Origin of the sequence: Sphingosinicella microcystinivorans (assembly GCF_027941835.1) — a bacterium.
Classification (GTDB): Bacteria; Pseudomonadota; Alphaproteobacteria; order Sphingomonadales; family Sphingomonadaceae; genus Sphingosinicella.
The window spans coordinates 1,860,745-1,886,909 of record NZ_CP116005.1 but is presented as its reverse complement, the minus strand read 5'-3'; the positions used below and the strand labels follow the sequence as shown (position 1 = coordinate 1,886,909).

The 26,165-nt window shown below is 68.9% G+C and carries 26 protein-coding genes and 1 pseudogene; 7 read left to right on the top strand and 20 right to left on the bottom strand.

Annotated elements, in window-relative coordinates; translation table 11 throughout:
• From PE061_RS09305 to PE061_RS09280, 6 genes and pseudogenes are all read right to left on the bottom strand, one after another.
• The gene (locus PE061_RS09305) at positions 1–1,704 is read right to left on the bottom strand and encodes an amidohydrolase (RefSeq protein ID WP_271258809.1); all 1,704 of its coding nucleotides are present in this window, start codon (positions 1,702–1,704) and stop codon (positions 1–3) included.
• A 22-nt stretch (positions 1,705–1,726) separates the two neighbouring features.
• Positions 1,727–3,253: an HD domain-containing protein gene (locus tag PE061_RS09300; RefSeq protein WP_271258808.1), complete on the bottom strand. Its 1,527-nt coding sequence runs from the start codon at positions 3,251–3,253 to the stop codon at positions 1,727–1,729.
• A complete protein-coding gene (locus PE061_RS09295; protein ID WP_271258807.1) occupies positions 3,250–4,983 on the bottom strand; it encodes an amidohydrolase in 1,734 nt (577 codons plus the stop codon). The genes PE061_RS09300 and PE061_RS09295 overlap by 4 nt, the downstream gene beginning before the upstream one ends.
• Before the next feature lie 72 nt (positions 4,984–5,055).
• Positions 5,056–7,428 (bottom strand): TonB-dependent receptor, encoded by a 2,373-nt coding sequence (locus tag PE061_RS09290; RefSeq protein ID WP_271258806.1) that lies wholly within the window; start codon positions 7,426–7,428, stop codon positions 5,056–5,058.
• 52 nt (positions 7,429–7,480) lie between these two features.
• Entirely contained in the window at positions 7,481–8,776 is a 1,296-nt protein-coding gene (gene paaK, locus PE061_RS09285; protein WP_271258805.1) for a phenylacetate--CoA ligase PaaK, read from the bottom strand.
• Positions 8,773–10,181, bottom strand: a pseudogene (locus PE061_RS09280) (aldehyde dehydrogenase family protein). Before PE061_RS09280 ends, paaK begins: the two are co-directional and overlap by 4 nt.
• Before the next feature lie 321 nt (positions 10,182–10,502).
• Between PE061_RS09280 and PE061_RS09275 the strand changes: the two are divergent.
• The gene (locus PE061_RS09275; RefSeq protein ID WP_271258804.1) at positions 10,503–11,156 is read left to right on the top strand and encodes a TetR/AcrR family transcriptional regulator; all 654 of its coding nucleotides are present in this window, start codon (positions 10,503–10,505) and stop codon (positions 11,154–11,156) included.
• A 3-nt stretch (positions 11,157–11,159) separates the two neighbouring features.
• On the opposite strand, the gene PE061_RS09270 is transcribed toward PE061_RS09275, so the two are convergent.
• Positions 11,160–11,639 carry an Lrp/AsnC family transcriptional regulator gene (locus PE061_RS09270; RefSeq protein WP_271258803.1) on the bottom strand — a complete coding sequence of 160 codons (480 nt, stop codon included), beginning with the start codon at positions 11,637–11,639 and terminating at the stop codon, positions 11,160–11,162.
• 240 nt (positions 11,640–11,879) lie between these two features.
• Between PE061_RS09270 and PE061_RS09265 the strand changes: the two genes are divergently transcribed.
• Positions 11,880–12,491 carry an RBBP9/YdeN family alpha/beta hydrolase gene (locus tag PE061_RS09265; RefSeq protein ID WP_271258802.1) on the top strand — a complete coding sequence of 204 codons (612 nt, stop codon included), beginning with the start codon at positions 11,880–11,882 and terminating at the stop codon, positions 12,489–12,491.
• Between the two features lie 32 nt (positions 12,492–12,523).
• Complete coding sequence (locus tag PE061_RS09260) at positions 12,524–12,685, top strand: YezD family protein (protein ID WP_271258801.1); 162 nt, start codon at positions 12,524–12,526, stop codon at positions 12,683–12,685.
• Positions 12,686–12,737: 52 nt separating this feature from the next.
• Here PE061_RS09260 and PE061_RS09255 read toward each other — a convergent pair whose 3' ends face one another.
• Both PE061_RS09255 and PE061_RS09250 read right to left on the bottom strand, forming a co-directional pair.
• Positions 12,738–13,289 carry a tetratricopeptide repeat protein gene (locus tag PE061_RS09255; protein WP_271258800.1) on the bottom strand — a complete coding sequence of 184 codons (552 nt, stop codon included), beginning with the start codon at positions 13,287–13,289 and terminating at the stop codon, positions 12,738–12,740.
• A gap of 74 nt (positions 13,290–13,363) precedes the next feature.
• Complete coding sequence (locus PE061_RS09250) at positions 13,364–13,561, bottom strand: YdcH family protein (RefSeq protein WP_271258799.1); 198 nt, start codon at positions 13,559–13,561, stop codon at positions 13,364–13,366.
• A gap of 243 nt (positions 13,562–13,804) precedes the next feature.
• Here PE061_RS09250 and PE061_RS09245 point away from each other — a divergent pair, with 243 nt between their 5' ends.
• Positions 13,805–13,963, top strand: a complete 159-nt coding sequence (locus PE061_RS09245; protein ID WP_271258798.1) for a YdcH family protein — start codon at positions 13,805–13,807, stop codon at positions 13,961–13,963.
• A 45-nt stretch (positions 13,964–14,008) separates the two neighbouring features.
• Here the strand turns inward: PE061_RS09245 and PE061_RS09240 are convergent, their stop codons facing one another.
• The 4 genes from PE061_RS09240 to PE061_RS09225 are packed head-to-tail and all read right to left on the bottom strand — an operon-like array spanning position 14,009 to position 17,470.
• Entirely contained in the window at positions 14,009–14,680 is a 672-nt protein-coding gene (locus PE061_RS09240) for a tetratricopeptide repeat protein (protein ID WP_271258797.1), read from the bottom strand.
• Entirely contained in the window at positions 14,677–15,048 is a 372-nt protein-coding gene (locus PE061_RS09235) for a cytochrome c-type biogenesis protein (RefSeq protein ID WP_271258796.1), read from the bottom strand. The genes PE061_RS09240 and PE061_RS09235 overlap by 4 nt, the downstream gene beginning before the upstream one ends.
• Complete coding sequence (locus PE061_RS09230; RefSeq protein WP_271258795.1) at positions 15,045–15,584, bottom strand: DsbE family thiol:disulfide interchange protein; 540 nt, start codon at positions 15,582–15,584, stop codon at positions 15,045–15,047. Before PE061_RS09230 ends, PE061_RS09235 begins: the two co-directional genes overlap by 4 nt.
• Positions 15,581–17,470, bottom strand: a complete 1,890-nt coding sequence (locus PE061_RS09225; protein ID WP_271258794.1) for a heme lyase CcmF/NrfE family subunit — start codon at positions 17,468–17,470, stop codon at positions 15,581–15,583. Before PE061_RS09225 ends, PE061_RS09230 begins: the two co-directional genes overlap by 4 nt.
• A 127-nt stretch (positions 17,471–17,597) precedes the next feature.
• Here PE061_RS09225 and PE061_RS09220 point away from each other — a divergent pair, with 127 nt between their 5' ends.
• Positions 17,598–17,993, top strand: a complete 396-nt coding sequence (locus PE061_RS09220; protein ID WP_271258793.1) for a GFA family protein — start codon at positions 17,598–17,600, stop codon at positions 17,991–17,993.
• Positions 17,994–17,998: 5 nt separating this feature from the next.
• On the opposite strand, the gene ccmE is transcribed toward PE061_RS09220, so the two are convergent.
• The 5 genes from ccmE to PE061_RS09195 form a co-directional block, all read right to left on the bottom strand.
• On the bottom strand, positions 17,999–18,457 hold the full coding sequence (gene ccmE, locus PE061_RS09215) for a cytochrome c maturation protein CcmE (RefSeq protein WP_271258792.1): 459 nt from the start codon (positions 18,455–18,457) through the stop codon (positions 17,999–18,001).
• Positions 18,454–18,588, bottom strand: a complete 135-nt coding sequence (locus PE061_RS09210; protein ID WP_271258791.1) for a hypothetical protein — start codon at positions 18,586–18,588, stop codon at positions 18,454–18,456. Before PE061_RS09210 ends, ccmE begins: the two co-directional genes overlap by 4 nt.
• Complete coding sequence (locus PE061_RS09205; RefSeq protein WP_271258790.1) at positions 18,585–19,307, bottom strand: heme ABC transporter permease; 723 nt, start codon at positions 19,305–19,307, stop codon at positions 18,585–18,587. Before PE061_RS09205 ends, PE061_RS09210 begins: the two co-directional genes overlap by 4 nt.
• A gap of 251 nt (positions 19,308–19,558) precedes the next feature.
• Positions 19,559–20,215, bottom strand: a complete 657-nt coding sequence (locus tag PE061_RS09200) for a PEP-CTERM sorting domain-containing protein (RefSeq protein ID WP_271258789.1) — start codon at positions 20,213–20,215, stop codon at positions 19,559–19,561.
• A gap of 120 nt (positions 20,216–20,335) precedes the next feature.
• Positions 20,336–20,908 (bottom strand): hypothetical protein, encoded by a 573-nt coding sequence (locus PE061_RS09195; RefSeq protein WP_271258788.1) that lies wholly within the window; start codon positions 20,906–20,908, stop codon positions 20,336–20,338.
• A gap of 279 nt (positions 20,909–21,187) precedes the next feature.
• Here PE061_RS09195 and PE061_RS09190 point away from each other — a divergent pair, with 279 nt between their 5' ends.
• On the top strand, positions 21,188–22,645 hold the full coding sequence (locus PE061_RS09190) for a DEAD/DEAH box helicase (RefSeq protein ID WP_271258787.1): 1,458 nt from the start codon (positions 21,188–21,190) through the stop codon (positions 22,643–22,645).
• Between the two features lie 53 nt (positions 22,646–22,698).
• Here the strand turns inward: PE061_RS09190 and PE061_RS09185 are convergent, their stop codons facing one another.
• A complete protein-coding gene (locus PE061_RS09185; RefSeq protein ID WP_271258786.1) occupies positions 22,699–23,757 on the bottom strand; it encodes a hypothetical protein in 1,059 nt (352 codons plus the stop codon).
• Between the two features lie 145 nt (positions 23,758–23,902).
• Here PE061_RS09185 and PE061_RS09180 point away from each other — a divergent pair, with 145 nt between their 5' ends.
• Positions 23,903–25,171: an MgtC/SapB family protein gene (locus PE061_RS09180; protein ID WP_271258785.1), complete on the top strand. Its 1,269-nt coding sequence runs from the start codon at positions 23,903–23,905 to the stop codon at positions 25,169–25,171.
• Here PE061_RS09180 and PE061_RS09175 read toward each other — a convergent pair.
• The gene (locus tag PE061_RS09175; protein WP_271258784.1) at positions 25,158–26,165 is read right to left on the bottom strand and encodes a DUF6607 family protein; all 1,008 of its coding nucleotides are present in this window, start codon (positions 26,163–26,165) and stop codon (positions 25,158–25,160) included. The two genes, PE061_RS09180 and PE061_RS09175, sit on opposite strands and share 14 nt — an antisense overlap.

The following is a 26,165-nucleotide window of genomic DNA, read 5'->3' as shown; positions in this document are numbered from 1 at the left end:
TCAGTCAGCCGTCAACTTCGGCGGGTTCGCGGCATCATAGACCTTTTCGCCGTCGATGAAGGTCATCCGCACCTTCGTGGCGTGGATTTCGGTGACCGGCACCTTCCACGGATTCCTTTCGGTGACGATGACGTCGGCGCGCATTCCCGGCTCGATCGACCCCACGAGATCGCGCGTGCCCATCAGCGCCGCCGAATTCTCCGTGAAGATGCGGAACGCCTCGTCGAGCGTCACGCGCTCGTCCGGCGCGATCACCGCGCCGCCGCCGCCCGGCGACTGGCGCGTCACCATCGTCTCGATGGCGAGCCACGGGTTGACCGACGGCACCACCGACCAGTCCGACCCCGCGACGACGTTCGCGCCGCTCGCCACCGCCTCCCGGATCGGGATCAGCCGCTTCATCATCTCGTCGCCCACCGCGCGGCGGATATCCGTGTCGGTGATCGGCGTCGGATACCAGATGTAGGGCGAGAACTCCCATGTCAGGTGCAGGTCGCGCACGCGCGGGATGTCGGCGAGATCGGCGAAGGTCGTGTGGCCGATATCGTGCGCGGAGCCCGCCCAGCCGTTCACCTTGCGCGCATGTTCGGCAGCGGAAATCGCCGAGCGCACCGCGCCGTCGCCGACCGCGTGGAACTTCACGTGCAACCCCATGCGATCGAACCGCGCGACCGCCTCGTCGAGAACCGGCTGCGGGATCAGCAATATGCCCTTGTTGGCGGGATCGGTGTTCGACACGCCCTTGTAGGGTTCGAGCATCGCGGCGGTGTGGCTCTCGATCGGCACGCCGTCCATGAAGATCTTCACGCAGTCCGTCTTGAAGCGCGGTTTCGCATAGAGGGCGCGCGTCTCGATCAGGCGGTCGCCCGCGGCATCGCCCGGCGTCCACACGATGCACCCGCGCACGCGCTGCTTGACGACGCCTTCGCCGGAAAGGTCGGAGATCGTCTTCATGTTGCTGTCGCGGACCGTCGCCTCGGTGAACGAGGTGATCCCGAACGACAGCATCTGCGCCGTCGAAAGCGCCAGCGCCTTGCGGTTCAGCTCCTCGCTCGGCGCGGGCACGGCCTTCTCGACAAGCTCCGTCGCCGTTTCGCGGAACACGCCCGTGGGATCGCCCTTCGCATCGCGCTCGATGATGCCGCCCGCCGGGTCCTTCGTGTCGCGCGTCACGCCCGCGACCTCCAGCGCCTTCGAATTCGCCCAGATGCTGTGGTGCGATTCGTCCGAAAGCAGCACGGGATTGTTCGGCGCGACCTTGTCGAGGAAGGCGCGCGTCTGCTCGCCCTTTTTGAACACCGCGCCGACCCAGTTGCCGCCGACGATCCAGTCGCCCGGCTTCGCGGCCTTCACGCACTCCTTGACGCGCGCGGCGATGGCGGCGGGCTTCGCACCATAGGCGAAGCCGCACGCGAACTGCTCGAGCCCCGCGAAATGGCTGTGGACGTGCATGTCGTGGAGGCCGGGCAGCACCGCCGCGCCGTTCAGATCGACGACGACCGAACCCGGCCCGCGATACGCTTCCGCCGCCTTCGCATCGCCGACCGCGACGATCACGCCGTCCCGGATCGCGACCGCCTGCGCCCAGCCGGACGGGGTGCGCACGTCGCCGTTCAGCAGGATCGTGTCCGCCGGGGCTTCCGCTGCCGCCGCGCCGCCGATCACCGAAAGGGCAAGCACGCTCCCTGCAATCGTCTTCAGCATCCCCTGTCTCCCCTGCTCGTTCCTAAAGTGTCGAATAGTCTTCCGTCTGATGGCGCAGATCGCGGAGGAAGGTTTCCAGCTCGGCCTTGCGTTCCGGCAGCAGCGCCTTGCCCGCGGGCGACAATACCCGCGCGGGCACGTTCGCGAGATTGGCCTCCAGCATCTTCACCACGTCCGGCCCTTCGGGCTTGCCGCCCTGCGGATCGACGAGCGCCATCACGCGCGCCACGCCCACCGCGCCGAGCCAGTCGAGCGCATCGGCATCGTGCAGGTAGAGCGCTTCCGGCGTCTTCGGCTCGCGGTCGTACATGTGGGTGCGGATCGCCTCGCGCACGGCGTCCAGCTTGCGCTCGGGAAAGCCGCTGTCTTTCAGGATCGTGTCGACGATCGCGGCGGCGCGGTCGGCATGGTCGGTGCCCTCCGCGGCCCATTTCGGGAACGCCGCCATGTCGTGGAGGTAAGCGGCGGCGAACATCACGTCGTCGTCCAGCCGGACGCCGTCCGCGCGGGCGAGCTGCTGCGCCAGCACATAATCCCGCACGCTGTGCGAATAGCCCCACGCGGGATTGCGGAATTCCTTGGCCGCCAGTTCGCGCACCTTCGCGCGCCATGCCGCCTCCGCCCGGTGGCCGACGCTCGAAGGGCGGCCCGGCACATGCTCCATGGCGCTGTATTTCAGGAAGAAGTCGGCCTCCTTGTAACCCGGGTAAAGCGCGATCATCTTCCCCATCGCTTCTTCCGGCGATTTGGCGGTTTCGGTCACGGCGAGGAAATCGTCGATGTAGCGCACCGACGGATCGAAGATGCGCATGTCGGCGGGGTCGCCGTGGCCGGGATAGATTTTGGGCTTGAGCTTCGCGTAGCGCGCCTTCAGCGCGACGAGCTCGGCGCGCCAGTTCTTCAGGTCCTCGCGGCTGATGTCGTCGCCCATCCAGAAATGGACGCCGTTGTAGCCGAAATCCGAAAGGAACAGCGCGTTGAGATCGGGGCTGTAGACGGTGGTGATGAAAGGCGTTTCCGCGCGCATGTAGTCGGTGGAAAGTTCGAGCGTCCCGCCGCCGACCATCTCCAGCGTCGGCGCGTTCAGAACCGCGATGTTGCGTTCATAGTCGAAGCCGTCCGGGCGCTCCGGCGTCTTCGGCTTCAGCGCGGGGTCGAGCGGCGGCTCGGCGCCGGTCTCGCCGCCCGTGTCCATGTAGATCGCGTAGCGCTTGATGTCGGCCTTGATGTCCTCGTTCGCGACGACGATCTTCGCGTCCGGGAATTCCTCGCGGAACACCGCCATGCCGGTGAAATGGTCGGTATGGCCGTGGCTGATGAGGACGTGCGTCAGCGGCAGCTTCATCGCCTTGATCATGGCGGCGAGCCTACGCGCCTCGTTCGCCTTGCGCTGCACGTCCATCACCACGAGCGACGTGCCGTTCGAGAAGACGAACGAGTTCACCGTGGCGAAATCGCCCTTGTAGACCGTGACCGTCCGCACCGGCCCGGCGTGCGCGGGCGCCGCCGCGACCGCGGCGAGCAGCGCGAAGGCGAACGCCGCCTTCACCGGCCGCCGTTCGCCTGACGGTCGAACACGACCTCGCCGTCGATATAGGTCTGCTGCACCTTGATCGTGTGGATCTCGGTCGCCGGAATCCGGAACGGATTCCTGTCGATCACGATGAAGTCGGCGCGCTTGCCGGTTTCGATCGTGCCGAGGTCCTTGTCGAGCCCGAGGCGGGTCGCAGCGTTGATCGTGAACATCCGCACCGCCTGTTCGATCGTGATCGCTTCATCGAGGCCGAAGCTGCGATCGCCGCCGCCGCGATTGCGCCGCGTGACCGCCGTCTCCATGCCGAGCCACGGATCGGGCGCGGGGATCACCGCCCAGTCCGATCCCGCGATCACCAGCGCGCCCGCCTCGAAGCCTTCGCGGATCGGCCACACCCGGCTGATCCGCGGTTCCCCGACCGCCATCGTGATGTCGTCGTTGATCGGCTGCGGGTCCCACAGGTAGGGCGAGAATTCGAACGCGGAATGCAGCGCCTTCGCGCGCGGCAGATCGGCGGGGTCGATGAACGTCAGGTGCCCGACCTGATGGATCGGGCCATCGCCGCCGTTCTGCTGCCGCGCATAAGCGATGGCGTCGAGCGAGGCGCGCACGGCAGCGTCGCCCGCCGCGTGGAACAGCACGTTGAGGCCGAGCCTGTCCCACTTCGCCATCAGCGGACCCAGCTTCGCGGGATCGAACAGCAGCAGGCCCTTCGCGGGCGCGTTCGGCTGCCCGCCCTGATACGCCTCCAGCATCGCGCCGGTGTGACTTTCGGTCGGCACGCCGTCCGCGAAGACCTTGATGCACGTCGGCTTGAAGCGTTCGCGCGTATACTCGGGGATCGCCGCGATGGTCGCGTCGAGATCGGGGTTCGGATGGCCCGCGTGGCTGTAGGCGATGCACGCCTGCACGTGCTGCTTGAGCTCGCCCCTGTCGGCGAGCGCGGCATAGGCTTCGAGGTCGTCGCGGAACGCCATCGCCTCGACATAGCCGGTGATGCCGAGGGACAGGAGATAATCGAGGTTCTTCTTCAGCTCCGCCTGCGTCTGCTCGGCGGGCTGCGGCGGAATGTGGCGCAGCACGAGATCGCGCGCGGTTTCGCGCAGCACGCCGGTCGGAAGCCCCGCGGCGTCGCGCTCGATGATACCGCCTTCCGGGTTCGGCGTCTCCTTCGCGATGCCCGCGATCGCGAGCGCGCGGGAATTCACCCACAGGCTATGGCCGCTCACGTCGAACAGCATCACCGGGTTGTCGGGGGAAACCGCGTCCAGCGTCGCGGCGGTGATCGGCGTGCCCGCCAGCACGGAGGCCTGCCACTGGCCGCCCGCCACCCATTCGCCCTTCGCCGCGGCCTTCACGCAGGCGCTCACCCCGGCGAGAAGCTCGGCCGCCGGAACGTCGGGCGAGATGCCGCAGCGCCCTTCGCCGCCCTTCGCCTGAAGCACGGGATGCACGTGCATGTCGTAGAGGCCGGGCAGCACGGTCCGGTTGCCGAGATCGACCTCGCGCGCGCCCTTCGCCGCCTTTCGCACCTTTGCATCACTGCCCACCGCGACGATGCGCCCGTCCTTCACCGCGAAGGCCGTCTTCCAGCCCGAGGGCGTGTAGACCTGCGCATTCCGGTAGATCGTCGCCGCCGACGACGCCTGGGCAGCGGACGCGAGCACGGCCGCACCGGCGGCAAGCGCCGTCAGCCGCACCATCCGCCGAACTGTCCGTTGAACCTTGGCCGACCCTGAAACCATGCCCCTCTCCCCTTTTCGAAAACCGCGGCGCCGCAGCCGCCCGGCACGGCTGCGGCGCCTGCCTTCCGGCGGCTAGAACCGGTACGCAGCCGTCACGCCGAACGTCCGCGGCCGCACGATGTGCGAACGATAGATCGTGGCGTTGTTGTTGTCGCGCGCCCGGCGGCCGGCCCACACGGCCTGATCGAGCACGTTGTTGGCGAACAGCGAGAGGTCGACGCCGTTCAGGCGATAACCGGCGCGCAGCGACAGCGCCCGGATGGCGGGCGCGTTGTCGAGCGTCGGGTCGACGCCGCCGTTGCGCGGATCAATGCCCGGCGTCAGGCTCGTCTGGTGCGCGCGGTAATCGAAATCAGCGCGCAGATAGGCGTCGTCCTGCTCGCGCAGCGAGAACTCGTGCTGCGCGTGCACCGAGATCGTCCACGGCGGCGTGGTGATGTGGTTGCCGTCCGTCACCAGCGGCACGGTGGCGAGCGGGCCGCCGAAGAACGTGTCGAGGAACTTGGCGTTCGTGTAGCCGACCTCGGCCTGCAGCGTGAAGTCGTCGGTCACGCGGAAATCGAGCTGAAGGTCGAAGCCGCGGCTGCGCGCCGAGCCGAGGTTCGCCGTGAACTGGAAGCCGCAGCCGCCGAGGCCGACGACCTGCTGGATGTTCTTCCAGTCGATCTGGTAGACGCTGCCCTGCAGGCTGAGGCGTCCGCCGAGCGTCCGGCTCTTCACGCCCGCTTCATAGCTCCACACCGAGTCCGACTTGTAGGTTTCCGGGCGGCCGTCCGGGTAGCCGAGCGGATCGAGATCGGTCGCCTGGCAGGGCGCGCCGACCTGCGGGTTGTAGCCGCCGGGCCGGAAGCCTTTGGACGCGGAGGCGTAGACGAGGTTCGCCGGATCGACCTGGAACTCCACGCCGAACTTCGGCGTGAACGGCTTCTCCTTCTGGCGGCCGACGTCCGTCACGGGATCGCCGACCACGGGGCCCTGCGCGAACGAATTGATGTCGAACTTGGTCTCGCCGTAGCGCAGGCCGACGGTCAGCGTCAGCCGGTCCACGGGGCGGAAGTTCACCTGGCCGAACGCCGCGATCTGCGTGTCCTTCGAGCTTGTCGCCTGATCGTAGATGAGGCGCCCGTCGACGAGCGGCGGGAAGAACGGGATCAGGAACGGCGCGTATTCGAACAGGAAGCGGTCCTCCACCTGCTGGATCGAGGTCTGCTTCGCCTTCTGGTAGAAGCCGCCGATCACCCACGTGAGCGGCGAGTCGGTGTTCGACGATTGCAGGCGAATCTCGCCGGTGGTGATCTTCTGCGTGTTGACGAAATCGCTGAACGCCGCCTGGTCCGGGAAGATCGGCAGCGTCACGCCCGCGAACAGGCTCTGGTCGAACGTCGTGTAGTCCGCCCTGAACGTCTGCTTGCGGTCGAAATAGGAACCGATCGCCGTCAGGTCGACGGCGCCGAACGAATACTGCACGTTCAGCGTCGGCAGGTAGAAGCGGTCGCGGCCCGATTCCTGCACGCGGTTGCCGTTCAGGAACACGCCCTTCTCGTAGTTCGAGAGCGGCGCGTCCGGCACGGTGAAATCGGCGCGGACGTTGTCCCACGTCTCCGGGCTGTCGTTGGTGTAGATCTTCTGATAGGCGATCGACGGCGTGATGCGGAGCTCGGGCACCGGCGACCACGTGAACGCGGCGCGGCCCACGTAGGAATTCTGGTAGTTCGCGTCGTCGTCGACGACACCCTTGTCCTCGAAGCGCACGCGGTCGATGAAGCCGCCGTCGCGCCGGTAGTAGCCGCTGACGCGGACGCCGAGCTTGTCCTCGACCAGCGGCACGCCGTAGGCGACGCCGGCTTCGTAGCTGGGGCCGCCGTCCTCGGTGAGCGCGGCTTCCGCACGCACGTAGCCGGAGGTGCGGTTCAGGCTCGGCTGCGGCGAGATGAAGCGGATCGTGCCGCCCTGCGAGCCCGCACCGAACAGCGTGCCCTGCGGGCCGCGCAGCACCTCGACGCGCTCGAGGTCGAAGATCACCGGATAGGCGTTGCCGCCGCTGTAGCCGAGCGAGCGGATCTGGATGGGCGTGTCGTCGATGTAGACGCCCGTGGTCGCCGCGCCCGCGGTCGAATTGATGCCGCGGATCGAGATGTTCGTCGTCGTGTTCGTCGCCTCGAAGACGACGCCCGGCGTCTGCCGGATCACGTCGGCGAACTCGCGCACGCCGCGGCTGTCGAGCGTCTCCTGCGAGAAGGCGCTGACGCTGAGCGGCACCTTGCTCAGCGCCTGCGACTGGCGGGTCGCGGTGACGACGATGTCCTCGAAACCGACAAGGGCCTCGCCCGTGCTTTCCGACGCGGACTGTTCGCCCGCGGCCTGCGCGAATGCCGCTGCCGGCAGGATCAGCGCCGCGATCGCGACGGACGATTTCGCCAGAGCGTGGATGGTCTGTCTTTTCATCTTTACCCCCTCCTGTTTGCCTTGTTGTCTTGTGAAATGCGCTTCGTGTTGCTCAGGAACCCAGTGTTCTCTTGTCTATGACTCTTGCCGCCTTCCCCTGTGACCGTGGCAGTGACCCTGCGGGCTGGACGTCGATCTTGACGCTGATTCCGACCATGGTCTTGATGCGGTGTGCGAGCGTGTAGGCGTGCTCGGCGTGTGTGCCCGGGTCGGTGTCCTCGCGGGCCTCGACGGAGAGGCGCACCATGTCCATGCGGTCCGGGCGGGTGAGCTCGATCAGGAAGTGCGGCGCCAGCGCCGGCACCGACAGGATGTGCTCCTCGATCTGGCTCGGGAACACGTTCACGCCCCGGATGATCAGCATGTCGTCCGACCGCCCCGTGATCTTCGCCATGCGCCGCATCGTGCGCGCCGTGCCGGGCAGAAGCCGGGTCAGGTCGCGCGTGCGGTAGCGCACGATCGGCATCGCCTCCTTGCTGAGCGAGGTGAACACCAGCTCGCCCTCCTCGCCGTCGGGAAGCACTTCGCCCGTCTCCGGGTCGATCACCTCGGGGTAGAAATGATCCTCCCAGACGGTGAGCCCGTCCTTGGTCTCCACGCACTCCTGCGCCACCCCCGGACCCATCACCTCGGACAGCCCGTAGATGTCCACCGCGTCGATCGCGAACGCCCCCTCGATCTCGGCGCGCATCGCCTCCGTCCACGGCTCGGCGCCGAAGATGCCCACCTTCAGCGAACTCGCCGCCGGGTCGATGCCTTCCCGCCGGAACTCGTCGAGGATCGCCAGCATGTAGCTCGGCGTCACCATGATGATCTCGGGGGCAAAGTCGGTGATCAGTTGCACCTGCTTCTCGGTCTGCCCGCCCGACATCGGGATCACCGTGCACCCGAGCGCCTCCGCGCCGTAGTGCGCGCCGAGGCCGCCGGTGAACAGGCCGTAGCCGTAGGCGACGTGCACCTTCATGCCCGGGCGTCCGCCCGCAGCATGGATCGAGCGCGCGACGAGGCCGGACCACGTCTCGATGTCGCGCTTCGTGTAGCCTACGACCGTGGCCTTGCCGGTCGTCCCCGACGAGGCGTGGATGCGGGCGAGTTTCTCCTGCGGCACCGCGAAGAAGCCGAACGGATAGGCGTCTCTCAGGTCCGCCTTCGTCGTGAACGGGAACCTCGCAAGGTCCTCCAGCGACACGAGGTCGTCAGGATGCACACCCGCCGCGTCGAACTTCGCACGGTATGCAGGGTTGCCCGCATACGCGTGGGCGAGGCTTTGCTTGAGGCGCGACAACTGCAACGCGCCAAGCTCGTCACGCGACGCGTGCTCAATCGCGTCAAGACCGATTCCGTTCATTGGTGAATGACCTGAACGGTTGTGAACTCGGCGAGTCCGAGGGTTCCGAACTCGACGCCGATGCCGGACTGCTTGACGCCGCCGAAGGGGGCGTCGGGGCGGATGGCGCCGTGGGCGTTGACCCACGCGCTGCCGCATTCGAGACGGCCCGCGAGCGCCGCGGCCCTGGCGACGTCGCGCGACCACACCGAGCCGCCGAGGCCGCTCGGGTTGTCGTTGGCGCGGGCCAGCGCATCCTCGACGTCGCTGTAGCGGATCACCGGCAGCGCCGGGCCGAACTGCTCCTCGTCGACGATGGCCATGCCGTCCTTCGCGTCGGCAAGGATCGTCACCGGATAGAACAGCCCCGCGCCTTCCATCGGCGCGCCGCCGCACAGGGTCGGGCGCCGTCCGCGATCGCCGCGTCGACGAGCGTGCGCACGCGGTCGAACTGCATCCGGTTCTGCACCGTGCCGAGCGCGCTGTCGGCCTCGCGGCCGTCGCCCACCTTCACGTTCGCGGCATAGTCGACGAGCCGCCTGCACACGGCGTCGTAGATCGAATCGTGCACGTAGAGCCGCTTGATCGCTGCGCAGGTCTGGCCGTTGTTGATGAACGCGCCCCAGAACAGCTTCTCGGTGACGGCATCGAGATCGGCGTCGGGCAGCACGATCGCCGCGTCGTTGCCGCCGAGCTCCAGCGTCAGCCGCTTCAGCGTCTCCGCCGCGCTCGCCATCACGCGCCGCCCCGTGCGCGTCGAGCCCGTGAACACGATCTTGTCGATGCCCGGATGCACCGACATGGCGCGGCCGATCTCGTCCTCGCCCGCCACCGCGTTCAGCACGCCGGGCGGCAGCGCCGCCTGCAGCAGCTCGGCGAGGCGAAGCGTCGCGATCGGCGTGTAGGGTGAGGGCTTCAGCACCACGGTGTTGCCCGCGCGGATCGCCGGCATGATGTGCCAGATCGCGATCATCACCGGGAAGTTCCACGGCGTGATCGAGCCGACGACGCCGATCGGCTTCCTGTGCAGCGTCACACGGCCGCCCGCGTCGTCCTGGATCGTCTCCACGGGCAGGTCGAGGCTCGCGGTGTGGCGCGTCCACGCCACCGCGCCGCCGATCTCCCACTGCGAGCCGAGCCCGCCCAGGGGCTTGCCCTGTTCCAGCGTCACCAGCCCGGCAAGCTCGGCGGCGTTCGCCTCTATGATGTCCGCCATCGCGTTCACCGCCGCCTTGCGCTCGGCGTCCGGCGTCCCCGCCCACGCCGGGAACGCACGCCGCGCCGCCGCGACCGCCGCGTCCAGATCCGACGCGCGCGCCGACGGGCACCGCGCGAACACGGTCCCGTCCGCAGGGTTCAGCACGTCGAAATACGCGCTCGCCTCAACAGACGCGCCGTCAATGATCAGACTGTAGGTTTGCGGCATCTGATGATTCTTCCTGAAGGGGCCTTGACGCGGGAATGCGCGTGCCCGCGACCGGGATCCGCGCAGCGGACCCGTTCAGGGACTCGAACATTAACCCGTATATCTTCGAGTTAATTTTGCATCTGTCCAACGCCGCACGGATCGAGGCCGATTTCCGATGCGCGCGCCGATTTCATTTTTTCAGGAAAAATACGATGTTACGCACGTCCCGTCCGCTTTACACCCATCCCCACCCCGCATTTGTGCTTAAATCGAATTTGTTCGACTATTGATGAAAACAGGGGGGTTGTCAACAGCCCGAAAACCATGGAAACGGGTCGCATGATCACCAATGTGAAAATCAGGCCGCCCGCGCGGAAGGCGACGCAGGCCCGCGGCCGGGCCCGGCGCGCCGAGCTTCTCGAAGCGGCGCGCACGATGCTGGATACGCAGAACATCGACCAGATCGGCATGATCGCGGTCGCCGAGGCGGCAGGCATACCGGCGTCGTCGGCCTATCATTTCTTCCCGGAGATCGGCGATCTCTGGAAGGAACTCGCGCGCGCGCTCGCCTCGGCGCAGGCGGCCGAAGACCTGATGCTGCCGGAGGTGGACGAGTGGGAAACGCTCGTCGAGCTTTCGCTCGCGCATCACCAGAAGGCGTTCAACGGCAACCGCGCCGCGCGCCAGCTCATGCTCGGGCCGCACACGCCGCCCGAGATCAAGCACGCCGGCTGCAAGGAGGATTTCCGTTTCGGCACGGCGCTCTGGATCGTGGTGCGCCAGCAGTTCGTGCTGCCCGGCCTTGCCGATTCCCGCGAGCTGTTCTTCAAGGCGCTGCTGATCGCCGACGTGTTCTTCTCGCTGTCGGTCGCCGATCACGACCGCGTCACGGACGATGCGCTCGTCGAGGCGAAGCTGGCGACGATCTCCTACCTGCGCGCCTATCTGCCGACCCGCCTCGCGCGCGCCGGCGAAACCGACGCGGCGGCCTGAAGCCTACGGGCCGCCTGCGGGGATCGCGTTCACCGGCACGGGCGTCGCCTTCATCTGCTCCATCGAGAAGGTGGAGCTGACGTCGGACAGCCCCGGCACCTCGCTGATCAGCCGCTGATAGACGCGGTCGTAGTGCCGGATGTCGCGCACCAGCATCTTCAGCAGGTAGTCGACATCGCCGCTCATCCGGTGACATTCGACGATCTCGGGGATCGTGCGGATCGCCGCGGCGAACCGGTCGAGCCATCCCCTGTCGTGCGCGGAAATGCGGATCGAGACGAACACGGTCATCGCGAGCCCGAGCGCCGCCGGGTTCACGACCGCGACGCGGCGCTCGATGATTCCCGCCTCCTCCATGTGCCGGATCCTGCGCCAGCAGGGATTCGCCGACAGCGCCACCCGATCCCCGATCTCCTGGATCGAGAGCGTGGCGTCACGCTGAAGGATTTCAAGAATGGCCTTATCCTTGGAATCGAGTTTCATAGCGCTGTAAAATCCGGAAAACCTGTCCCAAAATCTCCGTAGCCGCGATCGCGGCCGGTGGAAAGCCGGCTGTCCGGGACCCGCCGCGAATCGCGGCGCGGTCGCACGTCCTTCCGGCGAAGCGAAACGGCGTCATCCCATCGGCGAGCCGTTCGCTGCGAGCGACGAAGCGTTGAATTTCGCCGATTGTCTACTTTTTCAATTGAATATATTCTCTACTCAATAAGTGGAGATATGACGATGAGCGATTTCGTGGCCGCGCCCCGTGTTCTGGTCGTGCCGGGCTATGGAAATTCAGGCCCGCAGCACTGGCAGACGCTGTGGGAACAGGCGCACCCGGACACCGTGCGCGCCGACCTCGGCAGCTGGGACCGGCCGGAACGCGCGGGCTGGGTCGCCCGTCTCGACGCGGCGATCACCGCCTCCCCCGCCCCCGTCATCCTCGTCGCCCACAGCCTCGGCTGCATCGCGGCGGCGTGGTGGGTGGCCGAGCGCGGGCAGGCCTACGGCGCGCCCGTCGCCGGCGCGCTGCTCGTCGCGCCGCCCGACTGCGAGCGCGGAGAGGCCGGCCGCTTCGACAGCTTCCGCGGCCTGCCGAACGTGTTCCTGCCGTTCCCGTCGATCGTCGTCGCCAGCCGCAACGACCCTTATGCCGAATTCTCGTGGGCGAGCTTCCTCGCCCGCCGCTGGGGCAGCTTCCTCGTCGATGCGGGCGACTGCGGCCACATCAACGCCGATTCGGGCATCGGCGACTGGCCGTTCGGCGCGCGCCTGCTCGACCGCCTCGTCTTCGCGGCGAAGGGCCGCGAACAGGACGCCCGCCTGCCGGAGCGCCGGGCGGCGGCATCCTGACACCGCGTCATCAGCCGGGGGGAAAGAAGCCCATGACCGAAGCCACGCCGCAGCCCGTCACGTCGACGGAGGAGGCCCTGCAGACCATCCGCGAGGCGCTCGAACACCTTCGCTACGGCACGATCACGCTCACCGTGCACGACGCGCGGATCGTGCAACTCGACATCACCGAGAAGCGCCGCTTCCCGGCCTGAACCGTTCTCGCGAAACCCGTCCGGCGAACAGCCGTCGCCCTCGCGGCGCGCGCTATTCCACCACCTTGAAGCGGGTGAGCTCCTGCGCGGGTTCCGGCCAGTCCGGCTTCAGCGCCGCCGCCTGCCGGTAGTCGTCGTAGGCCTCGCGCACGCGCCCCAGCTTCTCGTGCGCGACGCCGCGCGCGTAGAGCGCGACCTCGACCCGGTTCGGCTCGAGCGCGATGCCCCGCGAGAGCAGGTCGACCGCGAGCGTCTCGCTGCCGCCGCGGTGCAGCACCGCGATCCCCTTGTTCACATAGGCCTCGGCGAGATCGCCGTCGATGCCGAGCGCCGTGTCGTAGTCGGCGATGGCGCTTGCGTAGTCGCGGCCCTGCATGAACAGGATGCCGCGGTTCACATGCGTCGCCGCGCGTTCGGACCTGGAGAGCTTGTCGAACTTGAGCGCAAGGTCGCAGTCCGCGAACGCCGCGCGCCCGCCGCGGTTGAATTCCGCCGCCTCGTAGCATTTGCGGGCGTAGCCGTCGCCGAGGATGGTCACGGCCGCGTCGGCCCCGGCGGCGGGAAGCGCGGCCAGAACGGCCGCGAACCAGAGTCTCTTCGTCATGGCGCCACCTCCCCTGTCAGGGAAACGATGCGGCACAGTGTACACCCGCGCGCGCTTTCGCGCAGCATGGAGTTTTATGCGATGATGTCGGGCAGCAGCTGATCGCGCAGCATCTCGATCTCGTCCTTGAGGCGCAGCTTGCGCTTCTTCATACGGGCGAGCTGGAGCTGGTCGCAGCCCGGCAGGGCGCGGATCGCCTCGATGGCGGCATCGAGATCGCGGTGTTCCTCGAGCAGCGACTCGAGGCGGGCCCTCACGTCGCTTTCATCCACGATGTCTGCACTCCGGTCGCCGGTTCGCGAGTCGTCTGGTCATGGCGCTACCATAAGCGCGCGCACGCCGGCTGCGAGTCGTTTTGACGAGCCTGCGGCATGGTGCCCAGATTCTGGGGAGAGGCAGGCCCGCCCCACCACAGATTGTAGTAAATGCGCAGCTTACCGCTTCCCCGCTGACAAGCGCTTCGAAATATGGTCCACTCGCTCATCCTGATGCACTTCGACAGAGGAGATCGGATTATGGTCGACGCACACCTGACTGCGCTTTCGGAAAAACACGCTTCCCTTGAAAGCCAGATCAATCAGGAAACCCATCGACCGATGCCCGACGAACTTCTCATCGCACAATGGAAAAAGGAAAAGCTGAGGCTGAAGGAGGTCATGGCCGGCATCCGCTAGAGCGGTTGCCGCGCTGACGGGCACACGCCCGCAGGACCTTTCGGCTCAACGCTGCTCGAGCGCGGGCGTGCTGTCGTCCGCGCCCGGGAAGCGGCCGCCGTCGATGCCCGCCGCGATCATCGCGCGCGCGCCGCGCATCAGCCGTTCGAGCTCGGGGCGGTAGGGCGCGTCCTCAGGGCTGCGCGCGTAGAGGTCCTGCCAGACCTTCAGCGCCTCGTCGGGTTCGCCCGCCTGCAACCATGCGAGGCCGAGGAAATAGGGCGGGCCCGGATGGTTCGGGTCGATCGCCGAGGCGCGCCCGAAGGCGAGTCGCGCCGCGGGGGTGATGAACCCGTCGGCATGGCGCGTCAGCGCGTTGCCGAGCCCCACCCACAGGTCGGGCACGTCCGGCATCGCCTTCGCGGCGAGGCTGAGGCCGTCGACCGCCGACTGGGTCTTGCCCTGATGGCTGAGAATGTCGGCGAACATCAGCCACGCGCCGACATCGCCGGTGTTCTGGAGCAGGCGCATGCGCGCCTCCTCGAGCTGCGGCGCCGCGCTGGCGTCGATCGCGCGCGGCGGCGCGGGCTTGCTCGGCAGCGCCGGATCGCTCGTCAGCAGATAGCCCGCGAGGCCCACGGCGAGCGCGAGCCCCACCGGCAGCAGCGGCATCTTCATCCGCCACAGCGCCGCGCCGGTCAGCAGCGTCAGCACGGCGACGGCGATCCAGCCGCTCATGCGCCCTTCCTCCGGTAGAGCCGCCACACGGCGACGCCGCCGATGGCGAGGAACAGCAGCGGCGCCGCCCACAGCACGAGGTTCGCGCCGGTCTTCGGCGGATCGAACGTCACGTAGCCGCCGTAGCGGCTGACGAGATACGCCTTCACCTCGTCGGGGCTTTCCCCCGCCGCGATCCGCTCGCGCACGACGGCGCGCATGTCCGCCGCCATGTCGGCGTCGCTGTCGGCGATCGACTGGTGCTGGCAGACGAGGCAGCGCAGCTCGTGCATCAGCGCGCGCGCCGCGGCCTCCTCGGCGGGCGGCAGCGTCGGCCCCTCGGCGGCGGCCGTCAGGGCGAGGAACGCGAGCGGCAGCAGCGCCCTCATGACCGCTTCGCCTCCGCGATGTCGTTCAGGATCTGGGGCACCTGCTCGGGCCGGATCTGGCCGATGTACTGCTTGCGGATGATGCCCTTGCCGTCGATCAGGAACGTCTCGGGCAGGCCCGACGCGCCGAGGTTCAGCAGCGCCTTGCTGTTCGGGTCCATGCCGATGCGGCGGAACGGGTCGCCGTGTTCCTTCAGGAATGCCGCGATGTTCTCCGGCGTGTCGCGCACCGCGATGCCGTGGATCACCACGCCCTTTCCGGCGAGCGCGGCGAGCTGCGGCGCCTCCACCCGGCACGGCGCGCACCAGCTCGCGAACAGGTTCACCAGCGTCACCGTGCCCTGCCGGAGATCGCTGTCGTTGAGGCCAGGGTGCATCTCGTCCATGCCGACGAGGTCGATCGCCGGCACCGGCTGGCCGACCATCTTCGAGGCGATGACGCGCTGCTGCGGCTCGCCCATGCGGTAGACGGCGAGCGCGACGAAGCCGAGGAACATGAGGAGCGGCACGATCAGCGCCACGCGTCTTGCGGTCATTCCACCTCTCCGTGCCGCCTGCGCCCCTGCCGCATCGCGATCAGCCCGCCCAGCGCGGCCATCATGCCGCCGATCCAGATCAGCCCGATGAGCGGCTGCCACACCAGCCGCACCTGCCAGCGCCCGCTGCCGTCGCCCGGCCCGAGCGTCGCATAGAGGTTGCCGGTCCAGCGCGGCCAGATGTCGGTCTCGGTGGTCTCGTTGCCGGGATTCACGAAGGTGCGCCGTTCCGGCGACAGCACCGTCTCACCCGCCCCGGTGACGGTGAGCACGGCGCGGATCGCCGTGTAGTTCGGCCCCGCCGCGGGCGTGATGTCGTCGAGCTGCGCCGTGTACGCCCCCGCGCTCAGCCGCCCGCCCGGCGCAATGTTCGCCAGCGTCTCGACCGAGCCCGCCCCGCTCGCCGCGATGCCGAGCGTGGTGACGGCGATGCCGAGGTGCGCGAGCGCCGTGCCCCACACGCTCGCCGGAATCCGGCGGATGCGCTTCAGCTTGCGGCCCCGGAAGATCATCACACTCGCCGCGGCGAGCCACGCCGAAAGTGCGACGCCCGCCAGCGCGAGCGGACTGCGCATCCCGAGCAGCATGGCAACGACGATGGCTGCAAGGCCGAGCACCAGCGCGGGCGCCAGCCGCCGCGCCAGCCCCGCCCAGTCCATCGCCCGCCAGCGCATCAGCGGTCCGGCCGCCATCAGCAGCAGCAGCGGCAGCAGCAGCGGCAGTAGCGCCGTCTCGAAGTACGGCGGCCCGACCGAGACCTGCTCCCCCGTCGCGGCTTCGAGCAGCAGCGGATAGAGCGTGCCGAGGAACACGACGCCGAGCACCGCCGACAGGATCAGGTTGTTGACGACGAGACTGCCCTCGCGGCTCACCGGCCGGAACGGCGCGCCCGCCGTCACCGTGCCCGCGCGCAGCGCATAGAGTGTCAGCGCGCCGCCGACGTAGAGCGCGAGCAGCACGAGCAGGAAGATGCCGCGCTCCGGATCGACCGCGAAGGCGTGCACGGACGTCAGCAGCCCCGAGCGCACGATGAACGTGCCGACCATGCTGAGCGAGAAGGCGACGACCGCGAGCAGCAGCGTCCAGTTCCTGAGCGCGCCGCGCGCCGCGAGCACGCCCACCGAGTGGAACAGCGCCGTCGCCGCGAGCCACGGCATCAGCGAGGCGTTCTCCACCGGGTCCCAGAACCACCAGCCGCCCCAGCCGAGTTCGTAGTACGCCCAGAAGCTGCCGAGCGTGATGCCCGCGGTGAGGAAGCTCCACGCGCCGAGCACCCACGGCTTCACCGCGCGCGCCCATTCCGGCGTCACCCGGTTCAGCACCAGCGCCGCCACCGCGAACGAGAAGGTCACCGAAAGCCCGACGTAGCCGATGTAGAGGAGCGGCGGGTGGAAGGCGAGGCCGGGGTCCTGCAACAAGGGATTGAGCCCCGAGCCCTCGACCGGCGCAGGCGCGATGCGCGCGAACGGGTTCGAGGCGATGAGCAGATAGGCGTAGAAGCCGAGCGCGATGAAGCCCTGCGCCGAAAGCATCACCGTACGGAACCGCTCGCCGAGGCCCTTCGCGCGGATCGCGGCGAGCGCGCCGAACGCGGCGAGCACCGAGACCCACAGCAGCATCGAGCCTTCGTGGTTCGCCCACACGCCCGTCCACTTGTAAAGCTCCGGCTTCGCCGTGTGGCTGTTGCCCGCGACGAGCGCCACCGAGAAATCGGACTTCACGAACGCCCACGTCAGCGCCGCGAAGGCGACGGCGCAGAGCGCGCCCTGCAAAAGCGCGGCGGGTACGGCGATGCGCCCGCCGTCCGCCCGGAATCCGGCCAGCGCCTGCGCGAGCGCAAGGCCCGCGGCCAGCCACAGGGCTGCATGGCCGATCTCGGGAATCATCGCTGGCGCCGCCCCAACACTCTCATCACCAGCGCCTTAGCATCGGCGCGCGCGCAATGCAGCCCGCTTGCGATCATTCGTCACGCCCGTAACCTGCACCCTCCTGAGTCTCCTGGGGAGAACGACGATGCCAACCGGCCACTGCCTTTGCGGCGCAGTCACCTTCACCGTCAGCGGCGAAAGCCTGAACGTCAGCCTTTGTCATTGCCCGTCATGCAAGCGCGCAGCAGGCGCCCCGATGGTGGCGTGGGCGATGTTCGAGCGCGGCGCGGTCGATTTCACCGGCGCGCCGCTTGCCGCCTATGCCTCGTCCGAAGGCGTGCGCCGCGGCTTCTGCGGGCGCTGCGGCACCGCCGTCAGCTACGAGGCGGATTTCATGGAGGGCCTCATCGACCTCACCGTCGCCAGCTTCGACGACCCCGCCGCCCTGCCGCCGACGATGCACATCTTCACGCGCCACCGCGAACCGTGGATGACGGGAACCGATACGCTCGAAGCGTTCGAGGACTTGCCGCCGCAGTAGGGGCGTCAGGGCGCGGGTTTCTCCGGCCGCGCCTTCGCGGCGGCCTCGGCCTTCTCGACCGCCTTCGCGACCTCGGGCGGCATGTAGTTCTCGTCGTGCTTGGCGAGCAGCGTCTCGGCGCGGAACGTGCCGTCCGCGTCGAAGCGGCCGTCGGCGATCATGCCCTGCCCTTCGCGGAACAGGTCCGGCACGATGCCGGTGTAGGCGACAGGCACCGATTCGAGCCGGTCGGTGACGCGGAAATGGATGGTGAGCCCGTCGGCGCTGCGCCTCAGCGAGCCCTTCTCGACGAGCCCGCCGAGCCGGATCGCCTGCCCCGGCGCCACGCCCTTCGCCGCCACGTCGGCGGGCGCGTAGAAATACGCCGCCTGGTCCTTGAGCGCGGGGAGCGCGAGCGCCGCCGCGATACCGAGCGCCGCCAACGCCGCGCCCGCGAGCGCGAGCCGCTGGTGCTTGGGCTTCATCGCCGGTCTCCCCTCAGCGCGTCCGCGGCCTTCTCGGCGCGGCGCATCGAAAGCCAGCTCCACAAGAGCACGCCGCCGATGCCGGAGACCCCTACCGCATAGGCCGCGATCACGAAGGGCAGCGCGTTCATGCCGCCTCTCCCGCAAGCCGCGCCCGCCGCGCCGCGATGCGCTGCTCGGCGATGATCGCGCGCATCCGCATCAGCACCGCCGCCGCCATCAGCAGGCCGAGCCCGGCGGCGCTCGCCAGCAGCGGATACAGCATGTCGGGATGGATGCTGGAGCCTCTGAGCGTGATCGAGGCGGACTGGTGCAGCGTGTTCCACCATTCCACCGAGAACTTGATGATCGGCAGGTTGACGAGCCCCACGATGGCGAGCACCGCCGCCGCCCGCGCGCCGCGGCTGCGCTCGTCGAACGCGCCCGCGAGCGCGACGACGCCGAGGTAGAGGAAGAACAGCACCAGCATCGAGGTGAGCCGCCCGTCCCACACCCACCATGTGCCCCATGTCGGGCGGCCCCAGATCGAGCCGGTGACGAGGCAGACGCCCGCATAGACCGCACCCACCGGCGCCAGCGCCTCCAGCGCCACCTCGGCGAGCGGGTGCTTCCACACGAGGATGGCGATCCCGGCGATGCCGAGCCCCAGATAGGCACCCATCGAGATCCATGCCGTCGGCACGTGCAGGTACATGATGCGCACGCTCTCGCCCTGCAGATAGTCGGGTGGCGCATGGAACGCGCCCCACCACAGGCCCGCGGCGGTGAGCGCGAGGCCGAGCGCGAGCGCCGCCGCCGTCAGCGGTCGGGCGAGCTTCAGGAACCGGGCAGGATTTGCGAACCGATGCATCGAAACCGTCTCATACGCACTGTTTGCAGCCGCCGCCAGCGCTTGCGCGCGGCGGATGCAGGCGTCAAGTATGGCGGTACAGATGCCGTCCGGCCAAGCGAACGCATTGTCACAGGTCAAATCCGGGCGCTGCCCGAACGCGCCGGGGCTCGCAGGCGGGGCTTCCCCGAAGAACCGGGACTGCCCGATCGCGTGGACATGACAAGCCCCGCCGGAACGCACCGGCGGGGCTTCATGCGAATTCCGGCGGTTCAGGCCGCGCGGCGGCGGCGGCGCATGGCGGCAATGCCCGCAACGCCGAGCCCGAACAGCGCGAGCGCGGCGGGTTCCGGCACGGCGGGCGTGAAATCGAGAGAGACGTTGGTGAAGTACTGCGCATAGACGCCGCGCGCCGGGGCGTAGGGGCGCGTCACCTGAAGCGAGAGCGTATGGAGACCGGCGGTGAGGTCTGTCGTGAATTCCAGCACCCCGCGCTCCGCGACGAGCTGCGCGAGCGCGCCGACGTCGAACGTATCCTGCACCACGCCGTCGAGGAGCACGCTGAAGATGCCGCCCGCGATGGCACCCGAAACGCGGGTCCAGGCCGCGAAGTCGGCCGAGAACGTGGCCGTGCCCGCGCCCGACGTGAACGTCTGGAAGACGCCGCCACCCTGCTGCGAGGTGCCGAACGGGCCGACCGCGTCGCCAGCGTTCAGCCACAGCGCAGTCTGCGCGCCCGTGCCCGTCACGTCGAACGTGGCGGTCTGCGCCGCGGAGCCGAGCGCGGGAATGTCGCCGATGGTGCCGCGCTCCGTCGTGTACGACGTCCAGTTGTCGAGCCCGGCGCTGAAATCGCCGTTCAGGAGAAGCTCCGCCGCAGAGGCCGGAACGGCGGCCAGCGTCACCGCGGCCGCAAGAATGGAAATCACACAAACCCTGTTCATCACGAATCCTTTCATCATGGATGAAAGGCTGGTTCCCATGCGAACATGACAGCGGCGGAAATGGTTAACGAAGTTTTCGTGACGATTCCGTATCGGCCCCGCGCGTCATGAAAACGCGTGCAGCGCGCCGTTCGCCACGATGCCGGCGAACACCACGTGGCCGACAGCAGTGATGCGATAGACGCGGCGCGGCGGCGCCAGCGTTCCGCCGAGACGCGCCGCCCCTTGCCCGAGCGCGATCCAGCCGAACGCCACCGGCACGCACACCGCCGCGAACAGCGCGAAGGCGCGCGGCAGGCCCTCGTGCGGGAACACGGCGAGCGCGAAGATCAGCCCCTTGGGGTTGATGAGCGTGGTCGCGAACACGCGCCGCACCGAAACCGCGCCCCGCTCCCCGCTCGCGCCGCACGACCAGAAGCGCACGGCGGCGGCCAAGAGATAGGCGGCAACGCCGAGCTGCGCGGCGGCGGAGAGCAGCGGATAGCGGGCCATCAGCGGGCCGAGCGCCGCGATCAGCGCGCCGATCGACAGCGCGTAGGCGGCAAGCTCGGCGGGGATGAGCCGCAGCGACCGGGCGAGGCCGACCGTCGCGCCCGAGGCAGCGAGCAGCGTGTTCGTCGGCCCCGGCACGGCGAGCAGCGCGAGCACGGCGGCGAGGAAGAGAAACGGGTCGGTCATGCCTTCCTGTACTCCGTCTCGGCGCCGTCCGTCTTGACCCACCGCAAATCCAATGCCTTGACGCGGCCACATTTCTCCCCCACATGCCGCCGGGACCGAACGTCGGCCGCAAGGCCCTGACGCGCCCGGCGTGATCGCTCCCTTCGGGGATTGAGCGCGCGTCTTCAGACGGTTCGGCCCACCGGCTTCCCCTCATCACGCGGGTCGTCACGACACCGCACCCGCGTCCGCGCGCCAATTCCGGCTGCGCGGCACGGGCATGTTTTTTGAAAGATTGAAATGACCGATTTTCTCCAGTTCGGCCTTGGCGAGCGTATCGAAAAGGCGCTCACCGAAGCGAACTACACCATCCCCACGCCGATCCAGCGGCAGGCGATCCCGATCCTGATGAAGGGCGGCGACCTGCTCGGCATCGCGCAGACGGGCACCGGCAAGACCGCCGCCTTCGCGCTGCCCTCGCTCGACTACCTGTCGCAGACCTACAAGCCGCTGAAGGGGCGCGCCTCGCGGATGCTGGTGCTGGCGCCGACGCGCGAGCTCGCCAGCCAGATCGCGGAGTCCTTCCGCACCTACGGCAAGTTCCTGCGCCTCACCATCACCACGGCGTTCGGCGGCGTGCCGATCGGGCGGCAGGTGCGCGCGCTCCAGCGCGGCGTCGACATCCTCGTCGCCACGCCCGGCCGCCTCATCGACCTCGTCGACCAGAACGCGCTCGATCTCTCGCAGGTCGAGGTGTTCGTGCTCGACGAGGCCGACCAGATGCTCGACCTCGGCTTCATCCACGCGCTGCGCCGCATCGTCCGCATCCTGCCCAAGAAGCGCCAGTCGCTGTTCTTCTCGGCGACCATGCCGCCCGCGATCGCCGAGCTTGCCGCGCAGTTCCTCGACCATCCGCAGAAGGTGGAGGTGAAGCCGCAGGCGACCACCGCCGAGCGCGTCGCGCAGCACGTCATCCACGTGAACACCGCCGAGAAGCAGGCGCTGCTCACCATCATGCTCCAGGACCTCGGTGCGGACATGGACCGCGGCCTCGTCTTCACGCGCACCAAGCACGGCGCCGACCGCGTCGTCCGCCACCTGAAGGGCGCGGGCATCGCGGCGGAGGCGATCCACGGCAACAAGTCGCAGCCGCAGCGTGAGCGCGCGCTCGGCCTGTTCCGCACCGGCGACGTTCGCATCCTTGTCGCCACCGACATCGCGGCGCGCGGCATCGACGTGCCGGGCGTCAGCCACGTCTTCAACTTCGAGCTGCCGAACGTGCCGGAGCAGTACGTGCACCGCATCGGCCGCACCGCGCGCGCCGGCCGCGAGGGCATCGCCATCGCGCTGGTTTCGGACGGCGACGAGCGTGCGTACCTGCGCGACATCGAGCGGCTGATCCGCCAGAAGCTGGAGCCGATGCCGCTGCCTGAGAACTTCCTCACCCGCGCCGCCGCGCTCGCGAAGCCGGTCGCCCGCACCGGCGAGAACAGCGGCGACCAGCGCGGCTTCGGCGGCGGCGAGCGCCGTGACGGCCGCCGCGACGGCGGCCACCGCGGCGCGCCCGGCCATCGCGACACGGGCCATCGCCACGACCGCGGCGAGCGCTCCGGCGGCGAACGCCGCGAGGGCGACCGCGACGGCCAGCGCCGTCATTTCGGCAAGCCCAAGGCGAAATATTCGGCGAAGCCCGCCCACGGCGCCGGCGGCGGTGGCCGCGGCAATCCCGGCGGCGGCCAACGCCGTCAGGGCCGCTGAACCAGCCAACCTCCCTCTCCCCGTCGGGGAGAGGGGCAGGTGGCCGATAGCGCCTACCGGTTCTTCCGCTGATATTCCTCGCGCACCCGCTGCGCGAGGCGGCCGCTGGCGATGTCGTCGTAGGTGGCGATGTTGTTCGCAAGGCCTTCGGACTGCTGCCGGGCAATGCTTTCCATGTCGCCCGCGTACTGCGGCAGGAAGTACCAGTGCTGCGCGGGCTGGGCGTTGTAGAGCGCGCGGAACTTCTCGATGATCTCGCGGTCGGCGGTGAGCCGGTCGCGCTGCGCCGCCGCGCCGCGCTGGGTCATGTCAGTCACCCGCATCGACTTCGGCCGCATGATGTCCCAGAACGCGAACGGCAGCACCGGGTCCATTTTCTGCGCCTCGGCGGCCATCGCGTCGCCCGCTTCCTCGCTCGGCGCGGCGCGCGCCGCGATCACCAGCAGCGTCGCGTCGCCGGTCTTGCGCGCCAGCGCCTGCATCCCCTCCACGAGCTGCGTGCGGCCGGTGACGGCATTGCCCGCATCGAAATAGAGCTGCGCGGCGTCGAGCTTCTTCGGCGCGTAGTTTGCGTACAGCGCCTGCATCTCGGCGAACGCCTTCGCCGGGTTGCGCTGCATGTTCTGGTAGATCCACGCGTTGTTGAAATGGTCCGCCGCCGATTTCGGCCGTTTGATGATCATCTGCGGCTGCGCCATCGCGTGAAGGTCGCCCACCTGATCGCGGATCACGGCGGTGTCTTCCTTGATGAGCCCGAGCTGCCGTCCGACCGCCTCGGTCGCGGACTGGCCCTGCCCGACCAGCATGAGCAGGATGAACGCCGCCGTGGCGAACAGGCCGAAGCGGAACCCGTCGCAGGCGGCGCACTGCACCACCTCGTCCACCGCCTTGTCGTCGGCCGCGTTCACCATGAAGGCGCGCTGGAAGCAGAGCAGCGCCGCCACGGCGGTGATCACCGCGAAGATGATCACCAGCACGTTCGCCGAAAGGAACTCCGCGAAGAAGTTCACGAGGTCGCCGAACAGCCCGACCGCGCCGCCGATCAGCGCGAACAGCGATGCCTTCGCCGGCCAGATGATGCGCCTGACGATGCCGATGCGTGTGTCCGCCATGCAAATTTCCCCCTGTCCCCGTAAACTGGCCGCGCCGTGATTGTCATGATTTTCATGAACATGGCATGACTTCAACCCCTTGTTCGTCATCGGCTTTTGCGGATTGCCGGTTCTCCAGCCGAAAAGCTGTGATAGTGCAGGCGTCATGGAGGACCTCACGCCCCTTCGCGACGTCGGCATCGCGTTCGCGCTCGGCCTGCTCGTCGGCGTCGAGCGCGGCTGGAGCGCGCGCGGCGAGCGGGCGGGCGGACGCGTCGCGGGCTTCCGCACGTTCGGCCTGCTCGGCCTGCTCGGCGGCATCGCCGGGATCGCGCTGGAGGCCGGCCACGGCGTGCTGGCGACGCTGCTTGCCGTCCTTGCCGGGATCGCGCTTCTGGCGGGCTACTGGCGCGACATGGCGCAGGACGGCAACGTCAGCGCCACCACCACGATCGCCGGGCTCATCACGCTCGCGCTCGGGATGCTCACGACCACGGGCAACGTGCTCATCGCCCTCGTCTGCACCGGCGTCATGGTGCTGCTGCTCTCGATGCGCGACGAACTCCATGCGTGGATCCGGGGCCTCACCGCCGCCGAGATGAAGGCGGTGGCGCGCTTCGCGCTGATCTCCATCGTCGTCTGGCCGCTGCTCCCCGATACCACCTACGGCCCCTACGACGCGTGGAACCCGCGCAGCATCTGGCTGGTCGTCGTGCTCGTCTCCGGCCTGTCGTTCGTCGGCTACGTCGCGGCGAAGCGCTTCGGCGAGGTGCGCGGCACGCTCGCCACGGCGGCGGCGGGCGCGCTCGTCTCGTCGACCGCCGCCACGGCCTCGCTCGCCCGGCGTCTCGCGGAAGGCGACGATCCCCCTGCCCCGGCCATCGCGGGCATCGCGCTCGCGGGCGCGGTGATGATGGTGCGCACGCTCGTCCTCGCCGCGCTCGTCGCCGGGTTCGTCGTGCCGACACTGGCGTGGATCGCCGTGCCGGGCGCGATCGCAGCGCTCGCCGCCACGGCGTTCGTCATGCGGCACAACCGGCACGCGCCCTCGCGCGCCGCGCCGATGACATCGCACAACCCCTTCGACATCCTGCCCGCGCTCGGCTTCGCCGCGCTCATCGCGGGCGCCGCGCTGTTCGCGCGCTGGGCGGAGGCGCGCTACGGCGACGCCGGGCTCGGCGTCATCATCGCACTCACCGGCGCCTTCGACGTCGACGCGGCGACGGTGACGCTGGGCGCGCTGCCGGCGGGCAGCCTCGATCCCGTCACGGCGGGCGCGGTGCTGGGCGTTCCCGTCCTCCTCAACACGGCGTTCAAGGCGGCGATCTGCATCGGCCTTGCCGGATGGCGGAAGGGCTGGGCGGCCGCGGCGACGCTGATGTTCAGCTTCCTCGCCGGCGCGGCCGGCCTCGCGGCGCTCGTTATCGCGCGCTAGCGACCTGCGGCGGCTGCACCGTCGCGGCGGTGATGAGCCTCCGCGCCTCGGCGATCGCGGCGGCTTCCTTCAGCTTGCCGCCGTTCACCTCGCCCGCGATCTCCAGCAGTCGTCCCGAGATCACCGTGCCGGTCTCGGCCTTCTCGGTCACGTGGATGCCGCTGCGCTTCGCGGCGACCTCGTCCCACACGCCGCGGACCGCCGCCCAGTAGCCCTTGGTCTTGGCCCAGTAGTCGTCGGCGGCCTTCACGTTGTAGCCGTCGAACTTCGTGTAGGTGTTCAGCACGTACTCCTGCACGATCGGGCGCAGCTTGCCCGCGTCCTCGGCCATCTTGGTGTTGTCCTGCCAGTGGATCCACCCCGTGGGCGTCGGCTGGTGGCGGTTGATCGAATAATAGCGGTCGTAGACCGGGTTCCGGATCGCGTCGCGGCGGGCGAGCGGCCGCCACGTCCAGTTGGAGCGCCAGCGGCGGATGCCGGCCTGCGTCTCCCACTGGCCCCACCCGGCGTAGCGCGGGCTGTCGTCCACCTGCCACACGGTCTGCGACCAGCGGCCCGCGCGCATCCGCTCGGGAACCTCTTCCCACACCCAGTTGCCGTCGCCCCTGTACACCAGCACCTTCGCGGGCTCGTAGTCCCAGTCCTGCCGCCAGTGCTTGATGATGTGCGTGTTGTCGTCATCGTCCTCCACCACCAGCAGGTGCTGCAGCACGATGCGGCGGCCGGTGTCCTCGATCACGCGCACGACCTCGTTCCCGCCCGACCGCTTGGGCTCGAGCGGCGTGTAGTCCGTCGTCCACGGCGTCGTTTCCTGCATCTCGAAGCGCACCCGGTAGTTCCCCGCCATGGCGAGGATGTCGGCGCGGTCGGCCTCGAACGCCGCCTTTTCGGCCGCGGCGGTGCGCGGTGCCACGGGCGCGTCGGCAAGCGCGGGCGAAACGGCGATGGCGAGCGCGAACAGGCTCGCGCCGATGGTCCGGTAGAAGGGTCTCAT

Excerpts from the sequence above, each read along its gene's own strand:
- PE061_RS09305 (WP_271258809.1), bottom strand. The coding sequence starts at position 1,704 with ATGCTGAAGACGATTGCAGGGAGCGTGCTTGCCCTTTCGGTGATCGGC.
- PE061_RS09295 (WP_271258807.1), bottom strand. The coding sequence starts at position 4,983 with ATGGTTTCAGGGTCGGCCAAGGTTCAACGGACAGTTCGGCGGATGGTG.
- PE061_RS09290 (WP_271258806.1), bottom strand. The coding sequence starts at position 7,428 with ATGAAAAGACAGACCATCCACGCTCTGGCGAAATCGTCCGTCGCGATC.
- paaK (WP_271258805.1), bottom strand. The coding sequence starts at position 8,776 with ATGAACGGAATCGGTCTTGACGCGATTGAGCACGCGTCGCGTGACGAG.
- PE061_RS09275 (WP_271258804.1), top strand. The coding sequence starts at position 10,503 with ATGATCACCAATGTGAAAATCAGGCCGCCCGCGCGGAAGGCGACGCAG.
- PE061_RS09270 (WP_271258803.1), bottom strand. The coding sequence starts at position 11,639 with ATGAAACTCGATTCCAAGGATAAGGCCATTCTTGAAATCCTTCAGCGT.
- PE061_RS09265 (WP_271258802.1), top strand. The coding sequence starts at position 11,880 with ATGAGCGATTTCGTGGCCGCGCCCCGTGTTCTGGTCGTGCCGGGCTAT.
- PE061_RS09260 (WP_271258801.1), top strand. The coding sequence starts at position 12,524 with ATGACCGAAGCCACGCCGCAGCCCGTCACGTCGACGGAGGAGGCCCTG.
- PE061_RS09255 (WP_271258800.1), bottom strand. The coding sequence starts at position 13,289 with ATGACGAAGAGACTCTGGTTCGCGGCCGTTCTGGCCGCGCTTCCCGCC.
- PE061_RS09245 (WP_271258798.1), top strand. The coding sequence starts at position 13,805 with ATGGTCGACGCACACCTGACTGCGCTTTCGGAAAAACACGCTTCCCTT.
- PE061_RS09240 (WP_271258797.1), bottom strand. The coding sequence starts at position 14,680 with ATGAGCGGCTGGATCGCCGTCGCCGTGCTGACGCTGCTGACCGGCGCG.
- PE061_RS09235 (WP_271258796.1), bottom strand. The coding sequence starts at position 15,048 with ATGAGGGCGCTGCTGCCGCTCGCGTTCCTCGCCCTGACGGCCGCCGCC.
- PE061_RS09230 (WP_271258795.1), bottom strand. The coding sequence starts at position 15,584 with ATGACCGCAAGACGCGTGGCGCTGATCGTGCCGCTCCTCATGTTCCTC.
- PE061_RS09225 (WP_271258794.1), bottom strand. The coding sequence starts at position 17,470 with ATGATTCCCGAGATCGGCCATGCAGCCCTGTGGCTGGCCGCGGGCCTT.
- PE061_RS09220 (WP_271258793.1), top strand. The coding sequence starts at position 17,598 with ATGCCAACCGGCCACTGCCTTTGCGGCGCAGTCACCTTCACCGTCAGC.
- ccmE (WP_271258792.1), bottom strand. The coding sequence starts at position 18,457 with ATGAAGCCCAAGCACCAGCGGCTCGCGCTCGCGGGCGCGGCGTTGGCG.
- PE061_RS09210 (WP_271258791.1), bottom strand. The coding sequence starts at position 18,588 with ATGAACGCGCTGCCCTTCGTGATCGCGGCCTATGCGGTAGGGGTCTCC.
- PE061_RS09205 (WP_271258790.1), bottom strand. The coding sequence starts at position 19,307 with ATGCATCGGTTCGCAAATCCTGCCCGGTTCCTGAAGCTCGCCCGACCG.
- PE061_RS09195 (WP_271258788.1), bottom strand. The coding sequence starts at position 20,908 with ATGACCGACCCGTTTCTCTTCCTCGCCGCCGTGCTCGCGCTGCTCGCC.
- PE061_RS09190 (WP_271258787.1), top strand. The coding sequence starts at position 21,188 with ATGACCGATTTTCTCCAGTTCGGCCTTGGCGAGCGTATCGAAAAGGCG.
- PE061_RS09185 (WP_271258786.1), bottom strand. The coding sequence starts at position 23,757 with ATGGCGGACACACGCATCGGCATCGTCAGGCGCATCATCTGGCCGGCG.
- PE061_RS09180 (WP_271258785.1), top strand. The coding sequence starts at position 23,903 with ATGGAGGACCTCACGCCCCTTCGCGACGTCGGCATCGCGTTCGCGCTC.
- PE061_RS09175 (WP_271258784.1), bottom strand. The coding sequence starts at position 26,165 with ATGAGACCCTTCTACCGGACCATCGGCGCGAGCCTGTTCGCGCTCGCC.